21 protein-coding genes are annotated in these 26,047 nt (G+C 70.9%); 12 read left to right on the top strand and 9 right to left on the bottom strand.

Annotated elements, in window-relative coordinates; all coding sequences use genetic code 11:
- Nucleotides 1-95: 95 nt before the first annotated feature.
- The gene (locus tag ACQPY4_RS12535; RefSeq protein ID WP_433335697.1) at nucleotides 96-875 is read left to right on the top strand and encodes a class I SAM-dependent methyltransferase; all 780 of its coding nucleotides are present in this window, start codon (nucleotides 96-98) and stop codon (nucleotides 873-875) included.
- On the opposite strand, the gene ACQPY4_RS12530 is transcribed toward ACQPY4_RS12535, so the two are convergent.
- Nucleotides 843-1,688, bottom strand: a complete 846-nt coding sequence (locus ACQPY4_RS12530) for an alpha/beta fold hydrolase (protein WP_433335695.1) — start codon at nucleotides 1,686-1,688, stop codon at nucleotides 843-845. The two genes, ACQPY4_RS12535 and ACQPY4_RS12530, sit on opposite strands and share 33 nt — an antisense overlap.
- A gap of 75 nt (nucleotides 1,689-1,763) precedes the next feature.
- On the opposite strand from ACQPY4_RS12530, the gene ACQPY4_RS12525 reads away from it, so the two are divergent.
- Nucleotides 1,764-2,318, top strand: a complete 555-nt coding sequence (locus ACQPY4_RS12525) for a thioredoxin family protein (RefSeq protein WP_433335693.1) — start codon at nucleotides 1,764-1,766, stop codon at nucleotides 2,316-2,318.
- 3 nt (nucleotides 2,319-2,321) lie between these two features.
- Here ACQPY4_RS12525 and ACQPY4_RS12520 read toward each other — a convergent pair whose 3' ends face one another.
- The 4 genes from ACQPY4_RS12520 to ACQPY4_RS12505 form a co-directional block, all read right to left on the bottom strand.
- Nucleotides 2,322-2,672 carry a hypothetical protein gene (locus tag ACQPY4_RS12520; protein WP_433335691.1) on the bottom strand — a complete coding sequence of 117 codons (351 nt, stop codon included), beginning with the start codon at nucleotides 2,670-2,672 and terminating at the stop codon, nucleotides 2,322-2,324.
- A gap of 119 nt (nucleotides 2,673-2,791) precedes the next feature.
- Complete coding sequence (locus ACQPY4_RS12515; protein ID WP_433335689.1) at nucleotides 2,792-3,451, bottom strand: response regulator; 660 nt, start codon at nucleotides 3,449-3,451, stop codon at nucleotides 2,792-2,794.
- Nucleotides 3,448-4,569, bottom strand: coding sequence for a sensor histidine kinase (locus tag ACQPY4_RS12510; RefSeq protein WP_433335687.1), 1,122 nt, complete (start codon nucleotides 4,567-4,569; stop codon nucleotides 3,448-3,450). Before ACQPY4_RS12510 ends, ACQPY4_RS12515 begins: the two co-directional genes overlap by 4 nt.
- Before the next feature lie 732 nt (nucleotides 4,570-5,301).
- Nucleotides 5,302-7,389, bottom strand: coding sequence for a DNA gyrase/topoisomerase IV subunit B (locus ACQPY4_RS12505; protein ID WP_433335685.1), 2,088 nt, complete (start codon nucleotides 7,387-7,389; stop codon nucleotides 5,302-5,304).
- A gap of 167 nt (nucleotides 7,390-7,556) precedes the next feature.
- Here ACQPY4_RS12505 and ACQPY4_RS12500 point away from each other — a divergent pair, with 167 nt between their 5' ends.
- The 4 genes from ACQPY4_RS12500 to ACQPY4_RS12485 all read left to right on the top strand — a co-directional run bounded on the left by ACQPY4_RS12500 (nucleotide 7,557) and on the right by ACQPY4_RS12485 (nucleotide 10,821).
- A complete protein-coding gene (locus tag ACQPY4_RS12500) occupies nucleotides 7,557-8,459 on the top strand; it encodes an ABC transporter ATP-binding protein (RefSeq protein ID WP_433335683.1) in 903 nt (300 codons plus the stop codon).
- The gene (locus ACQPY4_RS12495; RefSeq protein ID WP_433335681.1) at nucleotides 8,456-9,526 is read left to right on the top strand and encodes an ABC transporter permease; all 1,071 of its coding nucleotides are present in this window, start codon (nucleotides 8,456-8,458) and stop codon (nucleotides 9,524-9,526) included. The genes ACQPY4_RS12500 and ACQPY4_RS12495 overlap by 4 nt, the downstream gene beginning before the upstream one ends.
- Nucleotides 9,527-9,693: 167 nt before the next feature.
- Nucleotides 9,694-9,924 (top strand): DUF7455 domain-containing protein, encoded by a 231-nt coding sequence (locus tag ACQPY4_RS12490; protein WP_433335679.1) that lies wholly within the window; start codon nucleotides 9,694-9,696, stop codon nucleotides 9,922-9,924.
- 153 nt (nucleotides 9,925-10,077) lie between these two features.
- Complete coding sequence (locus tag ACQPY4_RS12485) at nucleotides 10,078-10,821, top strand: YaaA family protein (protein ID WP_433338902.1); 744 nt, start codon at nucleotides 10,078-10,080, stop codon at nucleotides 10,819-10,821.
- On the opposite strand, the gene ACQPY4_RS12480 is transcribed toward ACQPY4_RS12485, so the two are convergent.
- The 4 genes from ACQPY4_RS12480 to ACQPY4_RS12465 form a co-directional block, all read right to left on the bottom strand.
- Entirely contained in the window at nucleotides 10,818-11,681 is an 864-nt protein-coding gene (locus tag ACQPY4_RS12480) for a hypothetical protein (protein WP_433335677.1), read from the bottom strand. The two genes, ACQPY4_RS12485 and ACQPY4_RS12480, sit on opposite strands and share 4 nt — an antisense overlap.
- A gap of 685 nt (nucleotides 11,682-12,366) precedes the next feature.
- On the bottom strand, nucleotides 12,367-14,007 hold the full coding sequence (locus tag ACQPY4_RS12475; RefSeq protein WP_433335675.1) for an RNA polymerase sigma factor: 1,641 nt from the start codon (nucleotides 14,005-14,007) through the stop codon (nucleotides 12,367-12,369).
- Nucleotides 14,008-14,264: 257 nt separating this feature from the next.
- The gene (locus ACQPY4_RS12470; RefSeq protein WP_433335673.1) at nucleotides 14,265-16,397 is read right to left on the bottom strand and encodes a SpoIIE family protein phosphatase; all 2,133 of its coding nucleotides are present in this window, start codon (nucleotides 16,395-16,397) and stop codon (nucleotides 14,265-14,267) included.
- A 459-nt stretch (nucleotides 16,398-16,856) separates the two neighbouring features.
- Nucleotides 16,857-17,456, bottom strand: a complete 600-nt coding sequence (locus ACQPY4_RS12465; protein ID WP_433335671.1) for an HhH-GPD-type base excision DNA repair protein — start codon at nucleotides 17,454-17,456, stop codon at nucleotides 16,857-16,859.
- Between the two features lie 92 nt (nucleotides 17,457-17,548).
- Here ACQPY4_RS12465 and ACQPY4_RS12460 point away from each other — a divergent pair, with 92 nt between their 5' ends.
- From ACQPY4_RS12460 to ACQPY4_RS12435, 6 genes are all read left to right on the top strand, one after another.
- Nucleotides 17,549-18,259 (top strand): molybdopterin-dependent oxidoreductase, encoded by a 711-nt coding sequence (locus ACQPY4_RS12460; protein WP_433335669.1) that lies wholly within the window; start codon nucleotides 17,549-17,551, stop codon nucleotides 18,257-18,259.
- Between the two features lie 25 nt (nucleotides 18,260-18,284).
- The gene (locus ACQPY4_RS12455) at nucleotides 18,285-18,923 is read left to right on the top strand and encodes a cytochrome b/b6 domain-containing protein (RefSeq protein ID WP_433335667.1); all 639 of its coding nucleotides are present in this window, start codon (nucleotides 18,285-18,287) and stop codon (nucleotides 18,921-18,923) included.
- A 77-nt stretch (nucleotides 18,924-19,000) separates the two neighbouring features.
- On the top strand, nucleotides 19,001-19,255 hold the full coding sequence (locus ACQPY4_RS12450) for a hypothetical protein (protein WP_433335665.1): 255 nt from the start codon (nucleotides 19,001-19,003) through the stop codon (nucleotides 19,253-19,255).
- A gap of 182 nt (nucleotides 19,256-19,437) precedes the next feature.
- Nucleotides 19,438-20,937 carry a hypothetical protein gene (locus ACQPY4_RS12445; protein ID WP_433335663.1) on the top strand — a complete coding sequence of 500 codons (1,500 nt, stop codon included), beginning with the start codon at nucleotides 19,438-19,440 and terminating at the stop codon, nucleotides 20,935-20,937.
- Between the two features lie 181 nt (nucleotides 20,938-21,118).
- Nucleotides 21,119-23,182, top strand: coding sequence for a TY-Chap domain-containing protein (locus ACQPY4_RS12440; RefSeq protein WP_433335661.1), 2,064 nt, complete (start codon nucleotides 21,119-21,121; stop codon nucleotides 23,180-23,182).
- Between the two features lie 93 nt (nucleotides 23,183-23,275).
- Nucleotides 23,276-26,023 (top strand): TY-Chap domain-containing protein, encoded by a 2,748-nt coding sequence (locus tag ACQPY4_RS12435; RefSeq protein WP_433335659.1) that lies wholly within the window; start codon nucleotides 23,276-23,278, stop codon nucleotides 26,021-26,023.
- Nucleotides 26,024-26,047 lie beyond the last annotated feature (24 nt).

The following is a 26,047-nucleotide window of genomic DNA, read 5'->3' as shown; positions in this document are numbered from 1 at the left end:
GGCCTGCGCTCACAGTTAGCGCGCCGGGCGCGGCCGGGCAACGCAAACGGGGGCCATCGAGAACGGACTGTGATGTCGCTGTCATGATCAAGGGCATGGGACGGAGCTTCGAAGAGCTGGTGGCCGAGGCGGAGGCGGCTCCGGTCGAGGGCTGGGACTTCTCCTGGCTGGACGGACGCGCCACCGAAGAGCGGCCTTCGTGGGGATATGCCCGGTCGATGGCTGAGCGGATGGCGCGGGCGTCCGCGGCACTGGACGTCCAGACCGGGGGCGGCGAGGTGCTGGTGGGCGTGCCCCGGCTGCCGCCGCTGACGGTGGCGACCGAGGCGTGGCCGCCGAACGTGGCGAAGGCCACGCGGCTGCTGCGTCCGCGCGGCGTGGCCGTCGTCGCGGACGCGGACGAGCCGCCGCTCCCCTTCGCCGACGCGACGTTCGACCTGGTGGTCAGCCGCCACCCGGTGACGACCTGGTGGGACGAGATCGCGCGCGTCCTGGCACCCGGCGGGACCTACTTCTCCCAGCAAGTGGGGCCGCACAGCGTGTTCGAGCTGGTGGAGTTCTTCCTCGGGCCCCAGCCGCCCGAGGTCCGTGCCAGGCGCGACCCCGAGGCCGCCAGGACGGACGCCGAAGCGGCCGGGCTGCGGGTCGTCGACCTGCGCACGGAGTCACTGCGGATCGAGTTCCACGACGTGGGCGCGGTGATCTACTTCCTGCGCAAGGTGATCTGGATGGTGCCGGGCTTCACCGTGGCGCGCCATCTCGACAGGCTGCGCGAGCTGCACGAACGGCTCCAGGAGGGGCCGTTCGTGGCCTACTCGACGCGGTTCCTGATCGAGGCGCGCTCACCGGGTGTGGCGGACGAGGGTCTCGCATAGGACGTCCCAATGGCGGCGGGGCAGTTCCTGTCCCGTCTTGGGAAGGATGAGGAGTTCGGCGCCGGGGATCTCGGCGGCGAGGGCCCTGGCGTTGCCGACGGGGAAGAACGGGTCCTCCTCGCCATGGATGACCAGGGTCGGGACGGCGATCTCCCCCAGCCGCTCGCGCCACCGCTCACCACAGTCGAGCGCGGCGAACACGGTGGCCATCTGGTTGGCGCGCTGGGCCTTCTCGCCTTCGATGGCCCGGTCGTAGATCCGGCCGACCTCCCTGGCCACGTCGGCCTCATCGATGCCTTCGGAGCCCGCGAAGAGGCGCTTCATACCGACCATGTACGCCACGACGGAGGCCCGATCGGACCAGTCCGGCTGGGGAGCGCCCATCACATGGGCCATCACGTCGGCCGAATGCTCGGGAAGATCGGGGTCGGCGGGACCCGGCGCGGTCGGGCGGGTGGCGATGAGCGTGAGCGTCGACACTCGTCCGGGGTGGTCCAGCGCGAGCAACTGGGCGATGAAGCCCCCGGTGGCGAAGCCGACGACGTTCGTCCGGCCCAGTCCGAGGACGTCGATCAGACCCGCGGCGTCCGCGACGAGATCGCGCAGGGTGTATTCCGGAGCGTCCGGATCGTGGGTGGTCGATCGTCCCGTATCTCGCAGGTCATACCGGACGACATGTCGCCCGCTCGCCGCCAGACGTCCGCACACTCCGTCCGGCCAGGTGAGCATCGTGTTCCCCACCAGCAGGATCGACGGGTCGCCGGGGTCGCCGAAGGTCTGTACGCAGAGTTCGACGCCGTTCACATGCACCATGGGAGTACCTCCGGTCGGTCGGTGTAAGGGGTAGACCGGTTCCGCCGCCGAAAATCACCGGGAGATAATGGACGCATGGCGATCTCTTCGTTCATGGTCCCGCTCGGCTCCCCCGCCCCCGACTTCACGCTCCCGTCGATCGACGGCGGCACGGTCTCGCTCCGCGACCTCGACGGCTCCCCCGCGCTGCTGGTGATCTTCCTGTCCAACCACTGCCCGTACGTGCGCCGCATCGAGAGCGCGCTCGGCTCGGTGACGTCCGGCATCGAGGGCCTGACGACCGTGGCCATCGCCAGCAACGACGTGGTCAACTACCCCGACGACGACGTCCCCCACCTGCGCGAACAGGCCAAACGCGCCGGGTTCGCCTTCCCCTACCTCGTCGACGAGTCGCAGGAGGTGGCGCGCTCCTACCGAGCCGCCTGCACCCCGGACTTCTTCCTCTTCGACGGCGACCGCCGCCTCGCCTACCGGGGCGAGTTCGACGCGGCCCGTCCCAGCAACGACGTCCCCGCGGACGGCACCTCACTGCGCGCCGCCGTCACCCACGTCCTCGCCGGAAATCCGGTACCCGAACCCCACACGCCCAGCCTCGGCTGCGGCATCAAGTGGAAGCCCGACCACGACTGACCGTCAGGTGGGGACGGGGCAGCGGCGCAGTTCCGCGCTGAGACCGCGCTCGGCGGCCTCGGCCAGCCGCTCCAGAAGATCACGAGGGGTGCCGGTCGGGTCGTCGTAGTGCCACAGGCGGATGAGCTGCTCGCCCTCCTCGCCGGGGTTGAAGCGCCCCAGGGCGAAGCAGCCGACCTTGGCCATCCGGACGACGACGTGATCGCTGTCGTCCAGTTGCATGACGTACGCGGCCGCGTCGATCAGACCGATCGCGGAGCGGGCGTTGCGCCCGTCATCGCGGAACTCGGCCCGGTTGATCCGCCATTGTGCGAGCGGACGCAAATAGTCCGCGATCATCCAGGTCTTGGGCACGCCAACGTCCTCTCGGATTCGCCCGGGGAGGCGCTACCCATGGTGATCCGCCGCCCCCACCCGCGCATGCGGCTTGACCGCCTCGTTGCCCCCTCCTGAACGAAGCCGTATCCCCGGGGTCAGGTGGCCAGGTTGTGGCGGAAGGCGTAGGTGACGGCTTGGGCTCGGTCGCGGAGGTTGGCCTTGGCGAAGAGGTTGTTGATGTGGGTTTTGACGGTGGCTTCGCTGATGAACAGGTCGGCGGCGATCTCGGCGTTGGAGCGGCCTCGGGCGATCAGGGCGAGGACTTCGGCCTCGCGACGGGTCAGGTTGTCGGGGAGGTCGGGGCGGCCGCCGCGGGGTGGGCCGTCGGCCGCGGCGACGGCCTCGATGAGGCGGCGCTGGACGGCCGGGTCGAGCTGGGACGCTCCACCGCGCACGGCCTCGACGGCACGGGCGATCTCGTCGGCTCCGGCGTCCTTGGTGAGGTAGCCGCGGGCACCGGCGCGCAGGGCGGCGAAGATCGACTCGTCGTCGGCGTAGGTGGTGAGGACGACGATCTCCACCTCGGGACGGGCCGCCTTGATCATGCGAGTGGCGGCGACCCCGTCCACGCGGGGCATCCGCAGGTCCATCAGCACCACGTCGGGACGGAGCTGCTCGGTCAGTTCGACCGCCCGCTCGCCGTCGCCGGCGGAGCCGGCGACCTCGATGCCGGGTAGCAGTTCGAGGAGCAGGACCAGGCCCTCTCGCACCACCGTCTGGTCGTCGACGACCAGGACACGCGTCGGCCCGCTCACACCGGCACCCGCAGCGACACCTGGAACCCCTTTCCGTTCGGCCCCGTCTCCAGGGTCCCACCGATCAGCTCGGCCCGTTCGCGCATGCCGACCAGGCCGTAGCCGCCGCCCTCGGGCCCCTCGCCCTGCTCGGTGCCGCCGGAGTCGGTGACGTCGAGTTCGATGCGGTCGGCCGCGTACACCAGCGACACGCGCACCCGGGCTCCGGGCGCGTGCTTGCGGACGTTGGTCAGCGCCTCCTGGGCCGTCCGGACGACCGCCAGCCCGGCTTGTGGGGGGAGGTCGCGCGGGACGCCGGTCACGTCGACCTCGCAGGCCCGTCCCGTCACGGCGTGGAACTCCTCGGCCAGTTCGGCCAAGGCCGCGTCGGGGGGCGGTGCCTCGCCGCGCAGGGTGGCCAGGGCCCGGCGTGTCTCCTCCAGCCCGGCCTTGGCCAGTCGTTGCGCGCGTTCCACCCGGTCGAGGGCCTGGACGCGGTCGCCGTCGCGCGACAGCAGCAGCCTGGCCCCTTCCAGGTGGACGATCTGCGCCGACAGCGAGTGCGCCAGGATGTCGTGGATCTCGCGCGCCATGTGCGACCGCTCGCCCAGGACGACGTTGGCCGCCTCGGCCTGCTGGGTGGCCTCCTGGGCCACCCGCCGCTCGCGGTCGGCGGAGGCCCCGAGGACGATGCCCGCGAAGGCCGCCATGACGGCGTACTCGATGTCGCCGCCGCGGGCGAACTCCCCGACCGCCGCGACCGTCGTCACCGCCGCCGACCCGACCAGGACGGCCCAGACGATGGGCAGGCGGGCCGCGGCGATCCAGAGCCCGACCATGGACGAGATCATCCCGACCGTGTTCTCGGGCCAGGCCCCGTACAGCCCGAGGGCCAGGACGATCGAGCCCAGCACCAGGCCGACGCCGAGCCGCTCGCGTGACTTGCGCAGTGCCTGGACGCTTCCCACCAGCAGAGCCAGCGTGCTCAGGTTGAGCAGCAGGACGGCGAGCCCCGCGCCGCTCGGGCTCGGCCGGGGCTCGGCCCCGAGCAGGCCCTTCACGTACGCCCAGCCGATCAGCCCCGTGATCACGGCGAGCCGGAGCGGCTGGAGCCCGACGCACCTGTTGCCAATCCTCACGAGACGAAGTTAGCCCGAGTGCCCAAACCGGTGTATCGGTCTCCAGCTGGACTTTCCGCACTCCAACCCGGGGTGGAGCCAGTCGCCCCCAGGGGACGAGCCATCCGATGCTGATGACCACGGCGCCGAGGTCGCGCCGCTGGACGGCGACCACCAGGTCGCCCAGACCGGCGAGCGTGATCGCGAACCGGGTGGGGCCGACCAGGACGGCGAGGAGGGGGAAGGCCAGAAGCAGGCCGTCGATCCGGTCGCGCATGTCCATCCCTCCTCCTTCGCTCGCTGCGGTTGATCACTACGGTGCCGGTCGGACCTGGGCCGTGTCGGTAGCCCGGATTGCCGTCCTGGGGTGGCACTGGCACCACCCCTGGGCAGCCCAAAAAGAGCGCGCGGCGCGCGCGGTTCTCGGGAGCCCGGTCAGGCGGTGGGGTGCCCGCCCCTATGTCGCCCGAAGTGCGGGGCGAGGGTGGGCCTGGGGTCGAGAGGTTCGCCGAGAGTGCTGGGGAGCACTGTCTGTTTCGCGTCCATCGCCAACCCCTCTCTCCGTGGTCTTCACAACTACAGACCTTTGACGCACCTCAAACTAATCGCCGCCTCTGACATAACCCATCACCTGCTCTGGGAGGGCCCTGAGAACGCGAAAAACCCCCACACGCCGCGTCAGCGGGCATGTGGGGGCCGGTCGAACCGAGGGCCGGATCGGGCGTTGGGGGCCGGTCGAACCGAGGGGCCGAATCAGGTGTCGATGCGCTCCATGTCGAGCTCGGAGGCGCCGGCGGTGATGAACTCGCGGCGCGGAGCCACCTCGCTGCCCATCAGGAGGTTGAAGACGTTGGCGGCCTCTTCGGCGTCCTCCACCCGGATGCGGCGCAGCATGCGCTGGCGCGGGTCGAGGGTGGTCTCGGCGAGCTGGTCGGCGTCCATCTCACCCAGGCCCTTGTAGCGCTGGATGGGCTCCTTCCAGCGCTGGCCCTTGCGCTCGAGCTCGACCAGGCGCTTGCGGAGCTCGGCGTCGGTGTAGGTGTAGATGTATTTGTCCTGGCCCTTCTTGGGCTTGATCAGCTCGATGCGGTGCAGCGGCGGGACGGCGGCGAACACGCGTCCGGCCTCCAGCATCGGCCGCATGTACTTGTAGAAGAGCGTCAGCAGCAGGCAGCGGATGTGCGCGCCGTCGACGTCGGCGTCGGCCAGGATCGCGATGCGGCCGTACCGGGCCGAGTCGATGTCGAACGTGCGGCCCGAGCCCGCGCCGACCACCTGGATGATCGAGGCGCACTCGGCGTTCTTGAGCATGTCGGCGACGGACGCCTTCTGCACGTTGAGGATCTTGCCCCGGATCGGCAGCAGCGCCTGGAACTCGGAGTTGCGCGCCAGCTTGGCGGTGCCGAGGGCCGAGTCGCCCTCGACGATGAACAGCTCGCTGCGGTCGTCGCTGGTGCGGCAGTCGACGAGCTTGGCCGGGAGGGCCGAGTTCTCCAGGGCGTTCTTGCGGCGCTGGTTGTCGCGCTGGGTGCGGGCGGAGATGCGCGTCTTGGCCGCACCGACGATCTTCTCCAGGACGGCCCGCAGCGGCTGCTTCTGGCCGCGTCCGGGATTCTCGAAGATCGACTTGAGCTCGCGGCTCACCACCTGCTGGACGATGCGGGTGGCGGCGGAGGTGCCGAGGATCTCCTTGGTCTGGCCCTCGAACTGCGGCTCGGGCAGCCGGACCGTGATGACGGCCGTGAGCCCTTCGAGCGCGTCCTCCTTGATGACGTTCTCGTCGCCGTTCTTGAGCAGCTTGGTGGCGCGCAGCTGCTCGTTGACCACCTTGACCAGCGCGCGGTCGAAGCCCTGGACGTGGGTGCCGCCCTTGGGGGTGGCGATGACGTTGACGAACGACTTGGTGATGGTGTCGTAGCCGGCGCCCCAGCGCAGCGCGACGTCGACCTCCAGGTCGCGCTCGACGTCGGTGGGGACGAGGTGGCCCTGGTCGTCCAGGACGGGCACGGTCTCGGTGAAGTGGCCCCGGCCCTGAAGGCGCAGGACGTCGACAACGGGGGCGTCCTTGGCCAGGTAGGAGCAGAACTCGCTGATGCCGCCGTCGAAGCGGAACGACTCCTCCAGGACCTCCTCGCCGCGCTCGTCGCGCACGTCGATGGTGAGGCCGGGGATGAGGAAGGCGGTCTGGCGCATCCGGTCGAGCACCAGCGCCTGGTCGACGGTGGCGCCCTTGATGAAGATCTGCATGTCGGGCCAGAACCGGACGCGGGTGCCCGTGACCTTCTTCGCGACCTTGCGGATCTTGCGGACGCCCGAGCGCTTCTTGAACTTGGCCGAGGGGCCGGGCTCGGCGAACTCGCCGGGCAGGCCGCGCTTGAAGCAGATCTCGTGGGTCGCGCCGTCGCGGTCGACCTCGACGTCGAGCCGGGCCGACAGCGCGTTGACGACCGAGGCGCCGACGCCGTGCAGACCGCCGGACGCGGTGTAGGAGACGCCGCCGAACTTGCCGCCCGCGTGCAGGCGGGTCATGACCAGCTCGACACCCGAGAGCTTGGTCTTGGGCTCGATGTCGACCGGGATGCCGCGCCCGTTGTCACCCACCTCGAAGGAGCCGTCGGCCCGCAACACCACGTCGATGTGGGTGCAGTGCCCGGCGAGGGCCTCGTCGACGCAGTTGTCGACGATCTCCCAGAGGCAGTGGGCGAGCCCCCGGCTGTCGGTGGACCCGATGTACATACCAGGTCGTTTCCGGACGGCCTCGAGTCCCTCGAGCACCGACAGGTGCCGGGCTGAGTAGCCGTGCGGATCTTCGATGGGTGCTTCGGCGGTCGCGGCGGTCAAGGGTCGGTGCTCCTCGGGGGTAGGACATTCGGCAGCAGGGTACCCCCGCTCGCCGACTCTCCTGGGTCAGGCACGCCGCCCGGAGGCGGCGTTCGAACATAGTAGCGAAGACTTTCCACCCGAGGGCCGATCCGCTCCACCCGCGCGCCGCCGTAGCGTCCCGGTCCATGAAGCAGACGATCCGCGCGCTGGGCCTGCGGAAACGCTACGGGGACGTCGCCGCCGTCGACGACGTCTCGTTCGAGGTGGCCGAGGGCGAGTTCTTCGGGATCCTCGGGCCGAACGGTGCGGGAAAGACCACGACACTCGAAATCATCGAGGGGCTGCGCGAGGCCGACGGGGGCGAGGTGTCGGTCCTCGGCCTGCCGCCGTGGCCGCGCAATCCCGCGCTGCTCCCCCGTATAGGCGTCCAGCTCCAGGCGTCGTCGTTCTTCGAACGCCTGACCGCCCGCGAGCAGCTGCGGACGTTCGCCTCGCTCTACGGCGTCCCCGCGCGGCGGGCCGACGCGATGCTGGAGGACGTCGGGCTCGCCGACAAGGCCGGCGTCCAGGTGGAAAAGCTCTCGGGCGGGCAGGCGCAGCGCCTGTCGATCGCGTGCGCGCTGGTGCACGATCCCGAGTTGGTCTTCCTGGACGAGCCGACGGCGGCCCTCGACCCGCAGGCGCGCCGCAACCTGTGGGACGTGCTGCGCCGCGTCAACACCGAGGGCCGGACGATCGTCCTGACCACGCATTACATGGACGAGGCCGAGGCGCTCTGCGACCGCGTCGCGATCATGGACGCGGGCCGGGTGCTGGAGCTGGGGCCGCCGGCCTCGCTCGTCCGGGGCCTGGACGCCCCGACGCGCGTCGGCGTCGCCACCGGGACGCTCCCGCTCGGCGAGGCCAGGGCGCTCCCGGGTGCGGACGACGCCACCGACGACGGCGTGTCGCTGGTGATCTCGACCCGGGACCCGTCGGCAGTCGTGGCGGCGATGGCCGCGCGGAACGCGCTGGACGGCGTGCGGATCCAGGGGGCGACGCTGGAGGACGTGTTCCTCGGGCTCACGGGACGGGAGTACCGGGCATGAGGGGTCTGGAGAGCTTTAAAAGCCTGGCGTGGGCGATGGGGAAGGGTTTCGCCCGCGATAGAGCCGCGCTGTTCCTCACGGTCGTGTTCCCGCTGATGTTCCTGGTGATCTTCTCCGGGGTGTTCGGGAACAGCTCGACCGCCAAGGTCACGGTGGTGGAAATCGGCCCGGTCGCGGTGGTCGACGGGGCGATGGCGCGGGGCGGCGAGCTGCGCGAGGTCATGAAGGTGTCCAGAACGGCCGACCGCGCGGACGCGCTGGAGAAGGTGGCCAAGGGCAAGGCCGACGCCGTGGTCGAGCAGCGGGGCGGGACGCTCGTCGTCCACTACTCGGCGGCCGACGCGGTGAAGTCGGGGACGGTGCGCGGGCTGCTGGACTCGATCGTCCAGTCGGCCAACCAGGCCGCGACGGGACGTCCGCCCGCCTATACGGTCGCGGCGCGGCAGGTCGAGGACGACTCCCTCAAGGCGATCCAATTCTTCACCCCCGGTTTGCTCGGGTGGGCCCTGGCGTCGGCCGCGATGTTCGGGGCGTCGCAGACGCTCGTGACATGGCGCACCAAGGGGATTCTGCGGCGGTTGCGGTTGTCGCCCGTCCCCGTCCCCACGGTGTTCGGCGCCCGGGTGACGGTCAGCGTCGGCATCGCCCTGGTGCAGATGGCGCTGTTCCTGGCGGTGGCCCGGCTTCCCTTCTTCGGGTTGAGGCTGGAGCGGTCCTGGTGGATGGCCGTCCCGGTGCTGGTGTCGGGCGTCCTGGCGTTCCTGGCGATCGGGATGATCATCGGGGCGTGGGCCAGAACCCACGAGACCGCGCAGACGCTCACACAGCTGGTGATCCTGCCCAGCGCGTTTCTGGGCGGCTCCTTCTTCCCCTTGGACGAGGCTCCCGGGTGGATGCGGACCGTGTCCTACATCTTCCCCCTCAGGTACCTGAACGAGGGGATGCTCAACGTCATGGGACGGGGGCTCGGACCATCCTCGGCCCTGCCCCAGATCGGGGTCCTGCTGGCCGTCGCGGCGGTCGCCGCGGTGATCGCGGCGCGCCTCTTCCGATGGGACGACGCTTGATCATCTGATTGCCGCAATCGTCTGACCTGGTGAACGCTTATCGGACGATGTGACCTGTGTCACTTAATGCGGCATTCTGCTCTCGGCGTACTTGGAAACAGGTTGGGAACGTCGGCGTCGGGTTAGATGTTGTCCTAAGTACCGACCCCGAGCATGAGGAAGGTGCCGTGACTGGAGCCCTTGCCCCAACCAAGCCGTTGACCGTCGCAGACCGTTGCGACCGTTGCGGTGCTCAGGCCTACGTCCGTGCAGTCCTTGTAGGCGGCGGCGACCTTCTCTTCTGCGCCCACCACGGGCGTAAGTACGCAGAGGCGCTCCGCTCTAACGGGGCGGACATTCAGGATGAGACCGACAGGCTCAACGAATCCCCGGCGACCGCCACCCAAGACGAGCGGTAGCCCTCGACATAAAAGAATCCCCATGAGCGGCGGGCACCCGGCAGGGTGGCCGCCGCTCACCTTTTCGGACAGCCGCCGAAAAGAAAGTCACTGCATATAGTGACGTTTTTGCTACTCTTAGTAATCATCATTCGAATGCGAAACGGGGGGAACGTGCTCATCCTGCTGCCGCCGTCGGAGAAGAAGGCCGGGCCCGGCGACGGGCCGCCCCTCGACCTCGCGCGGCTGAGCTTCCCCGAGCTGGGTCCGATCCGGCAGCGCGTCCTGGCGGCACTCGGCGAGGTCTGCTGCCGCGACGACGCCCCCGAAGTGCTGGCCCTCCCAGCGGGCCAGGTGGACGAGGCCCTCGCCCGCAACCGCGCGCTCTACGAGGCGGCGACGCTGCCGGTGTCGAGGCTCTACACCGGCGTCCTGTACGACAACCTCAAGCTGCACGAGCTCGACCCGGCCCGGGCGACCGACCAGATCCTGGTGTTCTCGGGGCTGTGGGGGGTTCTGCGGCTCACCGACCGCATCCCGCCGTACCGACTCGCCATGGGCGTCTCCCTGCCCCCCGAGGGCCGTCTGGCGGCCGTGTGGCGCCCGGCCCTCAAGGAGATCCTCCGTCCCGCCGGACGCCTGGTCGTCGACATGCGCTCGGGCCCCTACACGGCCGCCTGGAAGGCCCCGGCACCCGCGGTGGCCGTCCGGGTGTTCCGCGAGCACATCCTCGGCGGCGTCCCCAAGCGCACCGTCGTCAGCCACATGGCCAAGGCCACCCGGGGCGAGGTCGCCCACGCGCTCATCAAGTCGGGCGCCGACCCCCGCACGCCCGAGCAGCTCCTCAAGGCCGTCGCGGGCCTCGGCTACGCCGCCGAGCTCAACGGCACCAACCTGGACATCGTCCTGAACTCCTAGGAGGCGATGAGGTTCAGGTGCCGGCACGCCTTGGCGTACTGGCCGACCTCGTCCGTCCCCAGATACGTCCAGGGCAGGCTGCTCGAACGCCCATACGTCCGCGACAGATGCTGCCGCGCCGGGCGCCGGGCGTCCGCCAGATGGAACGCGGCACCGAAGATGTTGTGCGCCTCGATCGTGCGCGGATGCGGCCGGTCACCCTCGAACCACCGCCGCGCCGCGGCCTCGACGTCCCGGATCTCCTCGGCCGTGAACCACGACGACGTCCCCTTGATGATCCCCGACCGTTCCTGCACGAAGAACTCGAAGTACGCCAGCGGCAGCAGCGCGGCCCGCGGATCCTCCTTCGCCGCCGTGGCCATCGAGACCCGCGCGAAGTCGAACATCTCCTCGGGCAGCCCGCCCCACTGAGGCGACAGATGGACGACCCGCGCCACATGAGCCGCGTAGAGCGTGGGACAACGCCGCCACACCTCGTCCCACAACGCGTCCTTCTCCTCCCGATCGAGATCGAGCCCCAACGCCAGCCAGAGCATCGCCTCCCACGGCACCGCGTCGTCCGGCCGCATCGACGCCGCCCGCATCAACGGCTCCCGCGCCGACCGCATTGTCCTGGCGTAACTGGTGTAAGCCGCCGCCTGCACCGCCCGCGCCCGCGCGTCCGGCCGGCACCGCCACGCCTCCTCGACCCGCGTCCGCCCCAGCCAGAGCCAAAGATCGGGATTACCGGGATCCTCCCCGATCAACCCCTCGATCAGCCCGCTCAGCCCCACCGCCGCCTTGGCCAGCGCCTCCACCCGCAACGACCGCAACTCAACGTCCCCCCGCGCCTCCCCCAGCGCATAGACCCCGAACCGCAAATACCGATCCCCAATGGCCGTGACCGCCTGATCAAGAACCGGATCGCTCCAAGGCCGCGCCCCCACCACCCGCACCCCACGCGAGCGCCCCACCACCCCACCCGGCGACCGCTCAAGCTCCACGAGTCCCATAAAGCCGAACCCTAGGAGCAAGCAACACAACACCCACTACACCCACGTAAATCCTGCGTTACCCAACCCCCCACCCCCACCCAGCCCCCCTGTGAGCCCCACCCAACACACCCCAAACACGCCACAGGACACCGGCATGGACGCGGACGGCGCGCACCACCCGGCGCGTAGCGCGGACAAGCAGTACACAAGCGGCGTACAGCGGGCGGGTAGCGGGAGCGGGAGTACTGGCAGGGCGCGGGCGTCGGCCGCGCGCGGCGCATGGAGACGGCGCGCGGAGACGGCGCGCGGGCTGGGCATGAGTGCGCAGCGCGCGAGTAGCGGGCGGGGCGCGGGCACAGACGCAGCGCGGACGGATGTAGCGGCGTGGCGCGGGCGTCGGCGGCGCGAGGTGGACGTGTGTGGCCCGGGCATCAGAGCGCGGAAGCGGGCAGAGCGCAGGCGCGGCGCGGGCGTGGTGGAGGGGGTGGTGGGTTTTGGGGGTGTTGCGGGTTAGGTGTGGGGTTGGCGGTTGGGCCCGAGACGGGGTCTCGGGCCCTTGCGCGGTTGCCGGTTAGTCCAGGTAGTCGCGGAGGACTTGGGACCTGGAGGGGTGGCGGAGTTTGGACATGGTCTTGGACTCGATCTGGCGGATGCGCTCGCGGGTCACGCCGTAGACCTTGCCGATCTCGTCGAGGGTCTTGGGCTGGCCGTCGGTGAGGCCGAAGCGCATGGAGACGACGCCGGCCTCGCGCTCGCTGAGGGTGTCGAGGACCGAGTGCAGCTGCTCCTGGAGGAGCGTGAAGCTGACCGCGTCGGCCGGGACGATGGCCTCGGAGTCTTCGATCAGGTCGCCGAACTCGCTGTCGCCGTCCTCGCCCAGCGGGGTGTGCAGGGAGATCGGCTCGCGGCCGTACTTCTGCACCTCGACGACCTTTTCGGGGGTCATGTCGAGTTCCTTGGCCAGCTCTTCGGGGGTGGGCTCGCGGCCCAGGTCCTGGAGCATCTGGCGCTGGACGCGGGCCAGCTTGTTGATGACCTCGACCATGTGCACCGGGATGCGGATGGTGCGGGCCTGGTCGGCCATGGCGCGGGTGATCGCCTGACGGATCCACCAGGTGGCGTACGTGGAGAACTTGTAGCCCTTGGTGTAGTCGAACTTCTCGACCGCGCGGATCAGGCCGAGGTTGCCCTCCTGGATGAGGTCCAGGAAGAGCATGCCGCGTCCGGTGTAGCGCTTGGCCAGCGAGACCACCAGGCGGAGGTTGGCCTCCAGCAGGTGGTTCTTGGCGCGGCGGCCGTCCTCGGCGATCCACTCGAAGTCTTCGAGGTCTTCCTCGGACATCGTGGGGCCGTCGACCGCCAGGCGCTCCTCGGCGAACAGGCCCGCCTCGATGCGCTTGGCGAGCTCGACCTCCTGCTCGGCGTTGAGCAGGGGGACCTTGCCGATCTGCTTGAGGTAGTCCTTGACCGGGTCGGCGGTGGCGCCGGCCGCGGCGATCTGCTGGGCCGGGGCGTCCTCGTCGTCGTCGCCGAGGACGAACGCCTCTTCCTCCTTGGCCGGAGCGTCGCCGGACTTGGCGGGGGCGGCCTTGCCCGCGGGGGCCGCCGCCGGGGCGGGCGCGGCCTCCTCTTCGGGCTCCTCCACCAGGGCGGCGGGCTCGGGCTCGACGAGGTCGGCCTCGAGCTCGGTCAGGTCGGCGTCGATGTCGACGACGTCGTCCTCGAGCTCGGGGTCGTCGGCGCCCTTGGCCTTGGCGTCGACCTTGACCTCGTCCTTGGCGGCGACGGCCTTCTTGGCCGGCGCCTTCTTCGGCTTGGCGGCGCCCTTCTTGGCGACGGGCTTCTTCGGGGCCGAGGGCACGGGCGCCTCCGCGGTCTCATCGGCGCCGTCGTCGACCACAGCGGTCACCGTGTCGGGCTGCTCCTTGGCCGCGGCGGCCGTCTTGGGCCTGCGCGCCGGCGGCGTGGTCGCGCGTTTGCGCGGACGCTTCGGCGCCGCGGAGTCGGCAGCGCTCACCATGACGGTCACACCCTCCTTGCTGAGGCTCCGCAGAATGCTGGAGGCCTTCGACACGGGGATGTCGGCCTCCTCGAACGTACGGCGTACGTCGTCGGCTTCGAGGTAACCCTGGGACCGTCCACGCTCGATCAGCTGCGCGATGACGTGCTCGTGCAGATCCGACGCTTTCGAGGTCGAGCTAGCAGGCGACACAAATACCTCTCGAACGAACGTGTGGCTTGGTTGACCCAAGTGCCCTGACGGGCCCGGCCTCACACGGGGTGGGACCACACACTGGGCGGGACGTCCCGGTGCGGGACCGCAGCGTACCCGCTCTTACTAGGGTCAAGCATTCTGGCACGGCTGCGCATTCCGCATCGGAGTCCTGCCCGGTTAACACACCACCTTAGGGCGTGCCGAGCGGTCCTTCGTACGTGCTACGCCGTCCTCCCGTCCTGTTTGACCGGGTTTCAGTCGGGCTTCGGCGGGACGTGCAGGGCGAGTACGGTCACATCGTCCACTTGCTCATACCCGGCAAGCATCCGATCGACCAGGAAGTCGACGAGTCTCTCGGGATCTCCTACCACCTCAGGTGGGGCGTCCGCCGCGATGCTGACGAGCTCGTCGAGCCCGGTGTCCACCCCACGCCTACGATTCTCCACAAGTCCATCGGAATAGAAGACCACAGTGTTGCCTGTTTCGATGGAAAAACTTGTCTGCTGCCGTTGCGAGGGCCAGCCGAGCGGGGTGCCGGGCTCCAGGGCGCTCAGGCGCGCGGGCGTGTCGAAGGAGATCAGCAGGGGCGGCGGGTGTCCCGCGTTGGAGAAGGCGCCGCGGCCGGTCTCGGGGTCGATCACCGCGTAGGCGACCGTGGTGAACTGCTCCTCGTCCTCGGTGGCGCTGAAAAGCCGGTCGAGCCCGGACAGGACGGCGGCGGGACGCGGATCGTTCAGGGCCAGGGCTCGCAGGGCATTGCGGACGCGTCCCATTCCGGCCGCGGCGAGCACGCCCTTGCCCATGACGTCGCCCACGGCGACGGCGAGCCGGTCGTCGGGCAGCCGGAACACGTCGTACCAGTCGCCTCCGACCTGGACGTGCCGGGTCGCGGGGTTGTAGCGGGCGGCCAGCACCATGCCGGGCAGCTGCGGCAAGTCGCTGGGCAGGAGGCTGCGCTGGAGTTCCTCGGCGGTCTTGTGCTCGCGCTCGAACAGAAGCGCGCGCTCGACGGCCAGTGCGCACTGGCCCGCCAGGGCTTCCAGGAAGACCCGTTCCTCTTCGGTGATCTCTCGTGGCCGGGTGAAGGAGAACCGCAGCGCGCCGATCGCGGCGCCCGCCGCGAGCAGCGGCAGGCCGACCCAGGCGCGTTCCTCGGTGTGCTGCCTGAACAGCTCGGTCTCGTCGCGTCCGAGCTGGAGGCGCAGGCTGGCGGGGTTCTCAGCCAGGAAGGGTCGGCTCTCGCGGACCGCCACGGACATGACCGTCTGGTCGCTGACCTTGATGTCGTCGTCGCGCGTCGGATGCCGGGTCTCGCCGTCGCGATCGCCCCCGGGAGGCGCGGGCGCGACGATGCTCAGCCGCAGCTTGTCGTCGTCGAGCAGCGCGACGGCGGAGTAGTCGGCCCCGATCGCCGACCGTCCGACCTCGGTGATCACCTGGACGACCTGCGCGACGGTGAGGGCCTCGGCGAGCATCGAGGTGGCCTGCTGGAGGCGCGCGGTGCGCAGCGCGGCGGCCGAGAGCTGCTCGGTGAGGCGGCCGCGCATCTCCTCGGCCTCGCGCTGGCCGGTGACGTCGGTGTTGGCGCCGACCCACTCGATGACGGTGTCGCCCTGCCAGATCGGGACGGCGCGCACGTCGAAGTGGCGGTAGGTGCCGCTCTTGGTGCGGATGCGGTAGCCGGTCTCGAAGATCCGGTTGTCGGCGACGCAGTCGCGCCAGGTCGCCTCGATCTTGGGACGGTCTTCGGGGTGGACGACCGACAGCCAGCCGCCCACGGCGTAGTCGTCGGGGGTCTGCCCGGTGATGGAGCGCCATTCGGGGGCGTCGTCGATCGCGCCGCCTTCGGGGGACGCGACCCACACCACCTGGGAGCTGGCCTCGACCAGTGACCGGTAGCGCTGCTCCTTGCGCCGCACGACCTCTTCGGCGCGGCGGCGGTCGGTGACGTCCAGGGCCGTGAGAACCGCCCCCAGGGACTCGCCCTCAGGGCCGTGCGCGGGCAGCCACATGCACATCAGGACCCGCAGACCCGGGGTGGTCGGCACCGCGGGAGGCGGCACGGCCGGGCCGGGGTCGTGCATGACCTGCTGGGGGACGGAGGGTTCGGGCGGGGGCTCGACGGTGACGTGGACGGTCACGTCGTTGTCGGAGAGGGTGCGGTCTTCGGCCAGCACCTCGCGCAGCGCGCCCTCGAACGCCGCGGCGACGTCGTCGGGGAGCGCCTCGGATGGGCTGTGCCCGAGCAGATCGTCGAGCGGGACGCCGAGAAGCTCGGCCAGAGCGTCGTTGGCCCGGAGACAGCGCAGGTCGGTGTCGAAGAAGGCGAAACCGGCGGGCGCTCGCTCCATCAGCGTGCCGTACAGCGCGGAGTCGGATGCGTCCATAGGCCGGCCCTTCACCCCGGTGGTCCGAGGCTGCGGCACCGATGTGTCGGCGCTCATCGGCCACACCTCCGCCCCAGGGGGTCCTGTACCGCGCGGTAAGTTTTCATCACTTTGAGTGAATGGGAGCAGGCTAGCGCTCCCGCCTCCATCACAACACCGGTCGGAGTCAGGTTCTCATCATCCCGATGGACCGCCGTGGACGGAAGCCCTGTTGGGCATCTGAGTCACACGGCTCCCAGCGGCTCGCTCGGATTCGGACGCCGAGGCCCGGACCTACCGGGTAACGCCCAGGCAGGCCGTGCGAACGGCGAAGTGGCGATGCTACGACGAGCGGGCGATCCCCGGGGGCCAACCGCGCGGCTTCGGCGAGTTCCGGACGCATCGAAACCGTCCCGTCACGCGCCGCATTCTCGCGCAAAAACACGGTAAAGCCAGGTCGGCGGGAGTGGCGCGTGGGACCTATTTAGCCGTCTTGGCGGCTTTTGCGGCCTTCGCCGCCGCCTTCATCTCCTGCTTGAACTCGCGGACCTTCCCCAGGGACTCGGGTCCCGTGACGTCGGCGACCGAGCGGTGCGAGCCGTCCTCGCCATAGTCGCCGGCAGCCTCGCGCCATCCCTCGGGCCGGACGCCGAACTGCTTGCCGAGCAGCGCCAGGAAGATCTGTGCCTTCTGCTTGCCGAACCCGGGGAGGTCGTTGAGGCGCTTGAAGACCTCGCGCCCGCTGTCGACGCCCCGCCAGATCGCCTCGGCGTCCCCGTCGTAGTGCTCGACGAGGTGCTGGCACAGCTGCTGGACGCGCTTGGCCATCGACCCCGGGTAGCGGTGGACGGCCGGCTTCTCCGACAGGACCGCCGCGAACCGCTCCGGGTCGTAGGACGCGATCTCGTGCGCGTCCAGATCGTCCGCCCCCAGCCGCTGGGCGATGGTGTGGGGACCCGAGAAGGCCCACTCCATCGGGATCTGCTGGTCGAGGAGCATTCCGGTCAGGGCGGCGAGCGGGCTGCGCCCGAGGAGCTCGTCGGCCTCCGGCCGCTGCGCGAGGTGAACCGTGGTCGCCATGGACCAAGGATAGAACCGGCGAGTTCTGACGGATGTCTTACGTCCGGGTCTTCTTCATGGCGGGAAACGTCGGCCGGTGTTCGAATGAGGGCGTGAAACAGGAGGAATCGGGGGCGCCGGGCACGCCCGTCGGGCGGCGGGTCGTGCTCGGCATGCTCGGTCTGGGGGCCGCCGGGGTGGTCGTCGGCGGTTCGCTCCAGAAGCAGGTGAACAAGGCGCTGGCACCCGTCGACCAGATAGGCAACGTCCTCCCGGGGGCCGGTGGCGGCTTTCGCTATTACTCGGTCGTCGACAGTGTGACGTCGCGAAGCGCGCGCGAGCACCGCGTGACCGTGAAGGGCATGGTGAACAAGCCACGCGACTTCACCCTGAGCGACCTCGCCGCGCTCCCCCAGACCCGGATCACCCGGGACTTCCAATGCGTCACGGGATGGCGCGTCCCCGATGTCGCCTGGGCAGGCGTTGCTCTGCCCGACCTTCTGGACGCTGTGGGTGTCTCCCCCGGGGCCCGCGCCGTACGGATCTGGTCGTTCGACGGCGCCTACACCGAGTCGCTCACCCTCGACCAGGCCCGGCGCCGCGACGTCCTGGTCGCGACCGAGATGCTCGGCGGGCCCGTGACGCACGACCATGGCGGCCCCGTAAGGCTGTACGTGGCACCCATGTACGGCTACAAGTCCCTCAAGTGGCTCGAAGGCATCGAGGTAACCGACCGTGTCATCTCCGGATACTGGGAACGCCGCGGCTACGACGTCGACGCCTGGGTCGGACGCTCCAACGGGCGCGACGATGAGCCCACCTGACGGTCCGGGCACCCGGGGGCGGCTGGTGCTGCGGTTCACCCAGGCCGAACGGTGGATCCATCACCTGACGGCCGTGCTGATGCTGGTGTGCCTCGTGACGGCCGCGCTCCTGTACGTCCCGGCGCTGTCCACGGCGGTGGGACGCCGGGACCTCTTCAAGCCCATCCACATCTGGGCCGGTTTCGCGCTGCCCGTCCCCGTATTGCTGGGACTGGCCTCGCGGGCGTTCCGCTCCGACCTCCGGGTGTTCGACCGGTTCGGGCGGCACGACTGGGAGTGGCTGCGGCGGCGGGATCGCCGGGCGGTGGTCAACGGGCGCGGTGTCATACCTGTCGGGAAGTTCAACGCCGGGCAAAAACTCAATGCGGCTTTCACCGCCGGTTCCGTCCTGGTGATGCTCGGTACCGGGTGGATTCTGACGTTCCCCGGCCCCTGGCCGGACCGCTGGCGGACGGGTGCCACTTTCGTTCACGACTGGCTGTTCCTGGCGGTCGCAATCGTTACGGCAGGCCATCTCTGGTACGCCTTCCGGGATCGGGGCGCGCTGCGGGGGCTGGTCACGGGAAGGGTCGAACGCGGGTGGGCGGCCCGTCATCACCCCGCGTGGCTGGATGGCCTGGAACGGCCGGACGAACCTGTCGATCCTGGCTCCGAGAGGGCTTGACACCTGCGGCAAAAGCGCTGGAATGAGCATCGAGCCCGGCGTTTCCTCCCCGTCCGTCCGGGCGAAGGATGACGCGGATGCGCACACTCGCCGATCACAGGACCGAGACCCGTGACCTGCTGGCGCGGAGGCTTTCGGCCGAATTCATGATCCTCACCACCGACACCGTCGAGCGCTGTGTCGCCGACGTCCAGGCCTGCATGACGCATCTGGGCCTGGACGCGACCCCGGCGCTCGTCGAACGCATGGCCAGGGAGCATCTGGTCGGCATGGTCAAGAGCGCGCCCCCCTCGAGACGGCGTGCCCCCGAGCCACACCACTGCGACGGCTGACCGTCCCCGGGAGGCGTAAGGCACGAGCCCATTTCGGTCTGGGCTTCATGTCCTGGCGGATGTCCGCCGCCGGATCTGAGAAACTGGACCATGTGAGCTCCCGCAGCCGTAGACGCCCTTCCGGGGAACCGGCACGGGATCGCCCCCCGCCGTCCGACGAGGTCTCCGCGATCTTCGACGGCATGCTCCAGCACGCCCGCGAGCTGCTGGCCGTGCGCAGCCCGCTGGACGCCGAGCTGATCGTCAGCGAGATCCTCGGTTCCTGGTGGGGTCACCGGGTGGACGGCGGCGACGTCGAGGAGGTCATCGGCGAGGCGCTGGTCGACTACGCCGCCGACGCCGGCACCCCGGCCGCGCTGGCGCTGCTGACCGGAATGGCCTACTTGGGCACGGCGCGCCAGGCCGCCAAGGCCGAGCGCGCCGCGCTCACGCTCATGGACGCGGGCGTGGCCCGTCCCGGGTGGGCCGACCGTGTCGGGGCCGTGGTCTCCGAGGCGTGCTACGTCTCCCGGGACGTCTACGGCGACCAGGACTCGATCGTCTGCACTTACACCTACGGGGGCGAGGAACGGCACGCGCTAGTCGTCCTGGTCGACCGCACCAAGGCCGAGCCCGTCCCCACGCGGCACCCGGCGGCCGCGGGCATGGTGCGGGACGCCTGGGTCTCGTCCCAAGTGGACAAGCTCCTCGACCACTGCCGCCGCGAAGGCCGGCTCAATCCGCTCATGCGTTTCGAGGACCTCGACCCCCGGGAGACGCGCGCGCTGCTGCGACGCGCCCTGCAATACACCGGCGAAGCCCTCGACCCTCCGGTGAACGAGAACTTCGGCTCTTACCACGCGTTCGTCCGCGCCCGTATAGCCGCGCTGCCCCCGGGTGGGCGCCTGCCCCAGCCCGCCTTCTACGGCCGCGACCGGCGCGCCACGATCGCCGCCCGCTTCCTGGCCTCCGACGAGGCCGAGGACCTCTCCGACCGCTCCGCCGCCAGCCGCTGCGTCGACCGGATCATCGACTACGGCTGCACCCACGACTTCGGCCGCCCGCTGCGGGTCAGCCCGATCAAGTGCGAGATGTTCCTGCTCGACTGGCTGCCGCGCAAGGTGCTGCTCTCCCCGACCGAGCAGGAGGCCGTGCCGCACGTCCTGGCATCGTGGGTCCGCTGGGCGGGCAAGAGCACCGGCCTCCCCGAAGAGGGCGTCCGCGCGACGCTGGACGCCGTCTGGGACGCCACCGCCAAGTTCGCCGAGGCTTACCGCGACCCCTCCGCCTTCGGCCTCGACCGCGACCTGGTCGACCGCCTCCTCCCCGACGGCGATCTGGAGGCGCTCCCCCGGCGCGCCTTCGCTCTGCCGTTCCTGTCCGGGACGCACCGGATGTCGGGACGCCACGGCGCCATCGACCTGGCCACGCTCGACCCGTCCGACCCGGACGACCGCCGCGTCATGCTGGAGTTCGAGCACCCGGGAGCGACCCCAGAGCACCTGGACGCCCACGAGCGCCTCACCGTCCGCCTCTGGAACGGGGACCCGCCCGAACTCTGGGAGACCGCCCAGGCCCTCCTGGACCTCGGGCTGGAGCGCCACGAGATCCTCCACAAACTCGTTGAACTCCTCGACCGCGTCCCCCCGGGAGAGCTCCCCGAAGCGCTGAGTGTTCTACGTCACGAACTTCCTCCGGAGTAACGTGCGGCGCTCCCGTCACAGACGCCGGTAGGGTCCGTCGCCGGTCGGTGTGAAGGGAATCTCTTGACACGTTCGGGATGAACTCCCGGTTTGCCAGAGGCGTCCGGGGCGACAATCATCGGGGATCTCGGGCATCGGTCGCGCGGGGGACGGACGGCCGCCCCGCAGGTAGGGAGTGATCTTGTTGGAGTGGTCCGAGTTCGCCCGGTGTCTGGGACGCGAACTGGCGGGTCTCGAGAGGGACACCATCCTCATCGTGCGCGAGCGCGAGGAGAGCCGCCACTACGTCCAGGCGATGCGCGAGCCGGACCGGCTGTACGCCGAGGCCGTCAGCAACAACTTCCTGGACGGCCCGCTCCTGCTCACCCTCGCCGACGAGGAGGTCATGAGCGAGGCGGGCTGGCGTCCGCCCGCCGACCCCGCCCCCCGTAACTGGTGGACCGAGCTGCCCTCCTACGCCACCGTCGACGACCACGGCCGCCTGGCCGACGTCATGATCACCGCGCTGCGCGACGTCCAGGGCGTGCGCCGCCCGTCCGACCTGGTCTACGAGTCCTTCCACCGGCACGGCACCGGATTGATCGAACTGCTCGACTTCGGCATCGAGTCCGCCGACCCGGCCCGCATCACCAAGCAGCGCCGCTCCGCCCCGGCCACCGAGCCCCTCCCCCGAACCGCCACGCCCACCCGGGACAACCACGCCTCGCACGACCAGCTCCCGCCGCCCAACGCCGTCCCCGGCCCGCCGTCCCCACCCGGGGGCCACGCCCCCGGCCCGGACGGCCAGCCGAACCCCGTCCCGCCCCACTCGGGCCCAACGCCAGACGGCCAGCCCCAGCCCGTTCCACCGTCCGTCGGCCCGCCGCAACCGGGCTCCACACCGGACGCCCAGCGCCACGCCGCGCCACCCACCGACGGCGCACCGCAGGCAGGCCCGTTGCCCGACGGCCAGACCCAGCCCGTCCCGCCGACCGTCAGCGCACCGCAGTCCGCTGCGTTGCCCGACGGCCAGTCCCAACCCGTCCAGCCGACCGTCGGCCCGCCGCAGACGGGCCCGTTGCCCGAGGGCCAGGTTCGCCCCGTCCCGCCGTTCGACGGCACGCCGCAGGCCGGTCCGGCGCCCGACAACCAGCCGCAGCCCGTCCCGCCGACCGTCAGCGCACCGCAACCAGGCCCCACACCGGACGCCCAGCGCCACCCCGCGCCGCCCACCGAGGGCGCGCCGCAGGCCGGTCCCTTGCCCGACGGCCAGACCCAGCACGTCCGGCCGTCCGTCAGCGGGCCGCAGTCGGGCGCGTTGTCCGACGGCCAGACCAAGACCGCCCCGCCGTCCGTTGGGCCGCCCCCAGACGCGACCCCCGGTGGCGCGCCGCAGGCGGGTACGGCGCCCAGTGGGTCGCCGCAGCCTGTCCTTTCGGGCGACGGTCAGGCGCGGTCCGAGTTGGCCACCGGGCCGCTGCCCGCGGACGTCCGGACGCGTGAGAGCGGGCCACTGCCCCACACCCAGCCCACCGCCGTCTCAGAGCCCGCGAGCGGCCCGCAGATGACCGCGCACGGCGGCCCGGCGACTGAGAGCGGCGGGGCGCGTCCCGAGGCCCACGCGTCGCCCTCAGCTGCGTCCGAGGGGGCCGGGCGCGTGCGCCGTGCCGCGCCGCCGGAGGGGCTCATGCCCGCCGCCGCGCCCGTGCCGCTGGGTCCGCAGGACGAGCTGGAGCCGCGGCTGGCCGCCGCCCGCCAGCGCGGCGACCACAACGCCTACTTCGACCTCCTGCTGACCGCCGACCTGGTCCTGCCCGGCCTGGACGATCCGCCCACGGTCACGATCGGGGCGATCACCTACCAGACGGTCTACACCTCGGCGCTGGCGATGGAGCGCGCGACGGGACGTCCCCCCAGCGGCCTGCGCCACACCAGCTTCGGGCAGCTCACCCCCGGCAACGCCGACCCGTCCTGGCAACTGGCCATCAACCCGGGCCTCGCCAGCGAGGTCCACCTCGACGCCGCCGCCGTCGCTCGCCTGGACGAGGCCCAGCGAGCCCCGGAGCCCCTCGCGGCCCCGCACCCGGGTGAGCCCGCTCCCGAACCGGCGTCCAAGGTCGAGCCGCCGCACGGCACCCGGCTGTGGCAGTGGACGGGTGAAGGGCAGGAGTCCGAGTCCGCCGTTCCGGTGGCCGTGTACGACACCATCGGCGGTGTCTGGGCGCCCGTACGGGCGGACGCGATCCCGTCCCCGGGGAACGACTGAGCGACCGGCTCCGGCCCAGGGGAACCGCCCAGCCGGAGCGCTACCGTCGAGTACGGTGTACCGAACATGAAAGCGGAGTAAGGCTGGGCCCGATTGGACTGGAACGACTTCGCCACCAGGCTGACCATCGAGTTGATGCGGCTGCCGGTCCACTCGTTCCTGATCGTTCAGGCGCCGGGCGGGCTGCCGTACACGCAGGCGATGCGATCGGGCGACCGGACCGACGCCGAGGCGGTCGGCAGTGCCTTCCTGCCCCGAGCCCTGTCGTCCCGCCAGGAGCGGCGGCTCGACGCGCTGGGCTGGCAGCGTCCGGACGGCCGCGACCACCTGAACTGGTGGAACCGGATCACCATGACCGACCGCGCCGGAAACCCCGCCCCCGGCCAGGCCGAGTCATGCGCCGAACTGGCCGGACGCATGGTCGGAGCGTTCCGCGACGTCTACGGCATCGCCTCTCCGCTTGAGCTGGTCTATCAGGCGAGTCGCAATGGCGCGGGCGGTGGCCCGCTCCCCCTTCCCGGCCTCGGCATCCCCGTGGCCATTCCGGACGCGCAGGACGAGCCCGTCCGGTCGTCCCGCCGGTCGGCCAAGCCCGTCTCCCTGGAGACCGCCCTCGCCTCCGCCCGCGAGCGCGGCGACCAGGACGAGTACCTGAACCTGCTCGCGCGCGCCACCCTCTGCCTCCCGTCCCCGATCGACCCGGCGACCGTCCCCGAGGCCGACCACCAGTACGCCACGGCCCGGTTCGGCGACGGCACCTTCGTCCTGGCGTTCACCTCGCCCGAGGCCATGGACCGCTCCCTGCGCGGCCAGGCCGTCCACCACCGCCCCACGACGCTGACCCGGCTCGCCCGCGACTGGCCGCACCCCCAGTGGCAACTGGCGATCAACCCGGGCCTCCCCAGCGCCGCGTACCTGGACGCCCAGTCCCTCCTCCACCCCACAGAGGACGAGCCGCAGCCCAGGCCCGCCGCGCAATCCGAACCCCGTACCGCCAACGGCCGCCTCACCCCTACCGACGTCCCCTCGGCATCCGTCACGCCCACGGCTGATGTCGAGCCCGTAGCAGCCGCCCCCACAGTTGAGGTCGAGCCCGTAGCAGCAGCGCCCACGGCCGCCGCCCCATACTCGGCGGCAACGCCCAGCGTCGCCGTGGCACCCCCGATCGCAGAGACCGCGTCCACATTCGACGCCTCGTCCCCGGGCGCTGAGCCTCCGGCGGACGTCGCGCCGCCAAGCGCTCCCCCCGTCTTCACACAGCCCGACCACGAGCAGCTACCGCTCGCGGACACCGCCCCCGAAAACCAGGCTCCGGTGGCGCCCAAACTCGACACCTGGTCGGACGACACCAGCACCGCCACGTCGGCATCGGCATCGGCATCGGGCGAGGGGTCCTCCACCGCCTTCGACACCTCCCCCGGCTTCAGCGAGCCCCCGGCCGCTGAGGCAAAGGCGACGCCCGCCTTCAACGCGGCACCCGAACCACCCGCCGCCTTCTCGCCCCCCGGCCCCGAAGAGTCCGAGGCGGTGCCCGCCTCCGACGCGGCCGCCGAACCGACGACCGCCGTGTCGATGCCAGCATCGGATGAGGAGTCCTACACCGCCTTCGACACCTCCCCCGAGTTCGGCCGCCCCCCGGCCGACGAGCCGGAGGCAACGCCCGCCTTTAACGCGGCACCCGAGCCGCCCGTCGCCCCCGCGTTCCCCGCCGCGCCGCCCGGCCCGGGTCAGCCCCAGGCCATCCCCTCCTTCGACGCGGTGCCCGACCCAACCGCCGCCCTGGCAAACCCTTCCTCGTCGCCCGTCGTGGGCCAGTCGCAGGCGACTCCCGTTTTTGATTCGTATGGGGCGCCGGGGGCGAGCGAGTCGGGCGTGCCCGAGGCGATTCCGGCGTTTGACACGTCGGCCGGGAACGGCGTGGCCGGTGAGCCGTATCTCGGGGTCGAGGCGGTCGTGATGCAGAAGGTCGTGCGGGCCGAGCATGTGCCGCACTATCTGGAAGGCGGGTACGACCGGGTCGCCGGGTATGTGCATCGGCTCCGGGACGTTCAGGAGTTGAACACTCCGGCCCGGCTCGTGCGGGGGCTTGGGCTCGTGTACCAGGACTCGCCTTTCTCTCCCGGGGACGACACGATCCACGTGATCCGGTGGGCGGCGGTGAAGCCGGGGTTGTTCCGCAAGCCGCTCGGCGGGATCGACGAGTGGAGCATGGGGATCATCCCCGGTGGATGGGTGATCGAGAAGGCGCCCTTCCCGGGTTCTGGCTACGCGCCCGGGGACGGGACGGCGGTTCCCGAGTTCAAGATCGACAGCCAGCGGCTGCCCCATGGGGCGGAGTTGTACGTCCTCGATCGCGCCGGTGGGGAGACGCTGGTCGCGGGGTTCGACGCCGACCGGCGGCAGTGGGTGCCGAGGCCGATCGTCGAGGTGCCCGTCCGGCAGCCGTCGGCCGACCATACGGGGGGGACGGCCATGACCGTCCGGCACGGTTTCTATGCGCGATGGCGCGGCGCTGACTATGAGGCGAGCCCAGACGGGGCGCAGGTGCGGCTGTACCTGGCGCGTCCGGCAGAGGGATTCTCCGCCGTCGCCCCCGATCGGCATGTGCGGGTGGTGCCCGCCGCTGAGGTCGACCGGCTCGCCTACGTGAACACGTTCTGCACGTGGCGGGGTGAGCCCTTCGTGGTGCTGGGCGAGCACGAGGACTGGCTGCGGCTGGAGTACACCGGCGGCAAGGCTCCGGTGGCCGAGCGCCTCGGCCTGGAACCGTTCGACCGGGGCGTCTACCAGGCGTGGGCGCCGCGCGCCGAGGTCGAGGACCTGCGCGAGGAGGCCGTCTGACTCCCGGCAGTGATAGATCTGGGG

This window comes from Spirillospora sp. CA-294931, assembly GCF_050946795.1.
Classification (GTDB): Bacteria; Actinomycetota; Actinomycetes; order Streptosporangiales; family Streptosporangiaceae; genus Spirillospora.
This window is presented reverse-complemented; position numbering and strand designations above follow the sequence as displayed.

Bases quoted from the DNA above. Each gene is read 5' to 3' on its own strand.
- ACQPY4_RS12470 (WP_433335673.1), bottom strand. From the start codon at position 16,397: ATGGACGCATCCGACTCCGCGCTGTACGGCACGCTGATGGAGCGAGCG.
- ACQPY4_RS12465 (WP_433335671.1), bottom strand. From the start codon at position 17,456: ATGGCGACCACGGTTCACCTCGCGCAGCGGCCGGAGGCCGACGAGCTC.
- ACQPY4_RS12445 (WP_433335663.1), top strand. From the start codon at position 19,438: ATGCTCCAGCACGCCCGCGAGCTGCTGGCCGTGCGCAGCCCGCTGGAC.
- ACQPY4_RS12495 (WP_433335681.1), top strand. From the start codon at position 8,456: ATGAGGGGTCTGGAGAGCTTTAAAAGCCTGGCGTGGGCGATGGGGAAG.
- ACQPY4_RS12525 (WP_433335693.1), top strand. From the start codon at position 1,764: ATGGCGATCTCTTCGTTCATGGTCCCGCTCGGCTCCCCCGCCCCCGAC.
- ACQPY4_RS12535 (WP_433335697.1), top strand. From the start codon at position 96: ATGGGACGGAGCTTCGAAGAGCTGGTGGCCGAGGCGGAGGCGGCTCCG.
- ACQPY4_RS12530 (WP_433335695.1), bottom strand. From the start codon at position 1,688: ATGGTGCATGTGAACGGCGTCGAACTCTGCGTACAGACCTTCGGCGAC.
- ACQPY4_RS12450 (WP_433335665.1), top strand. From the start codon at position 19,001: ATGCGCACACTCGCCGATCACAGGACCGAGACCCGTGACCTGCTGGCG.
- ACQPY4_RS12500 (WP_433335683.1), top strand. From the start codon at position 7,557: ATGAAGCAGACGATCCGCGCGCTGGGCCTGCGGAAACGCTACGGGGAC.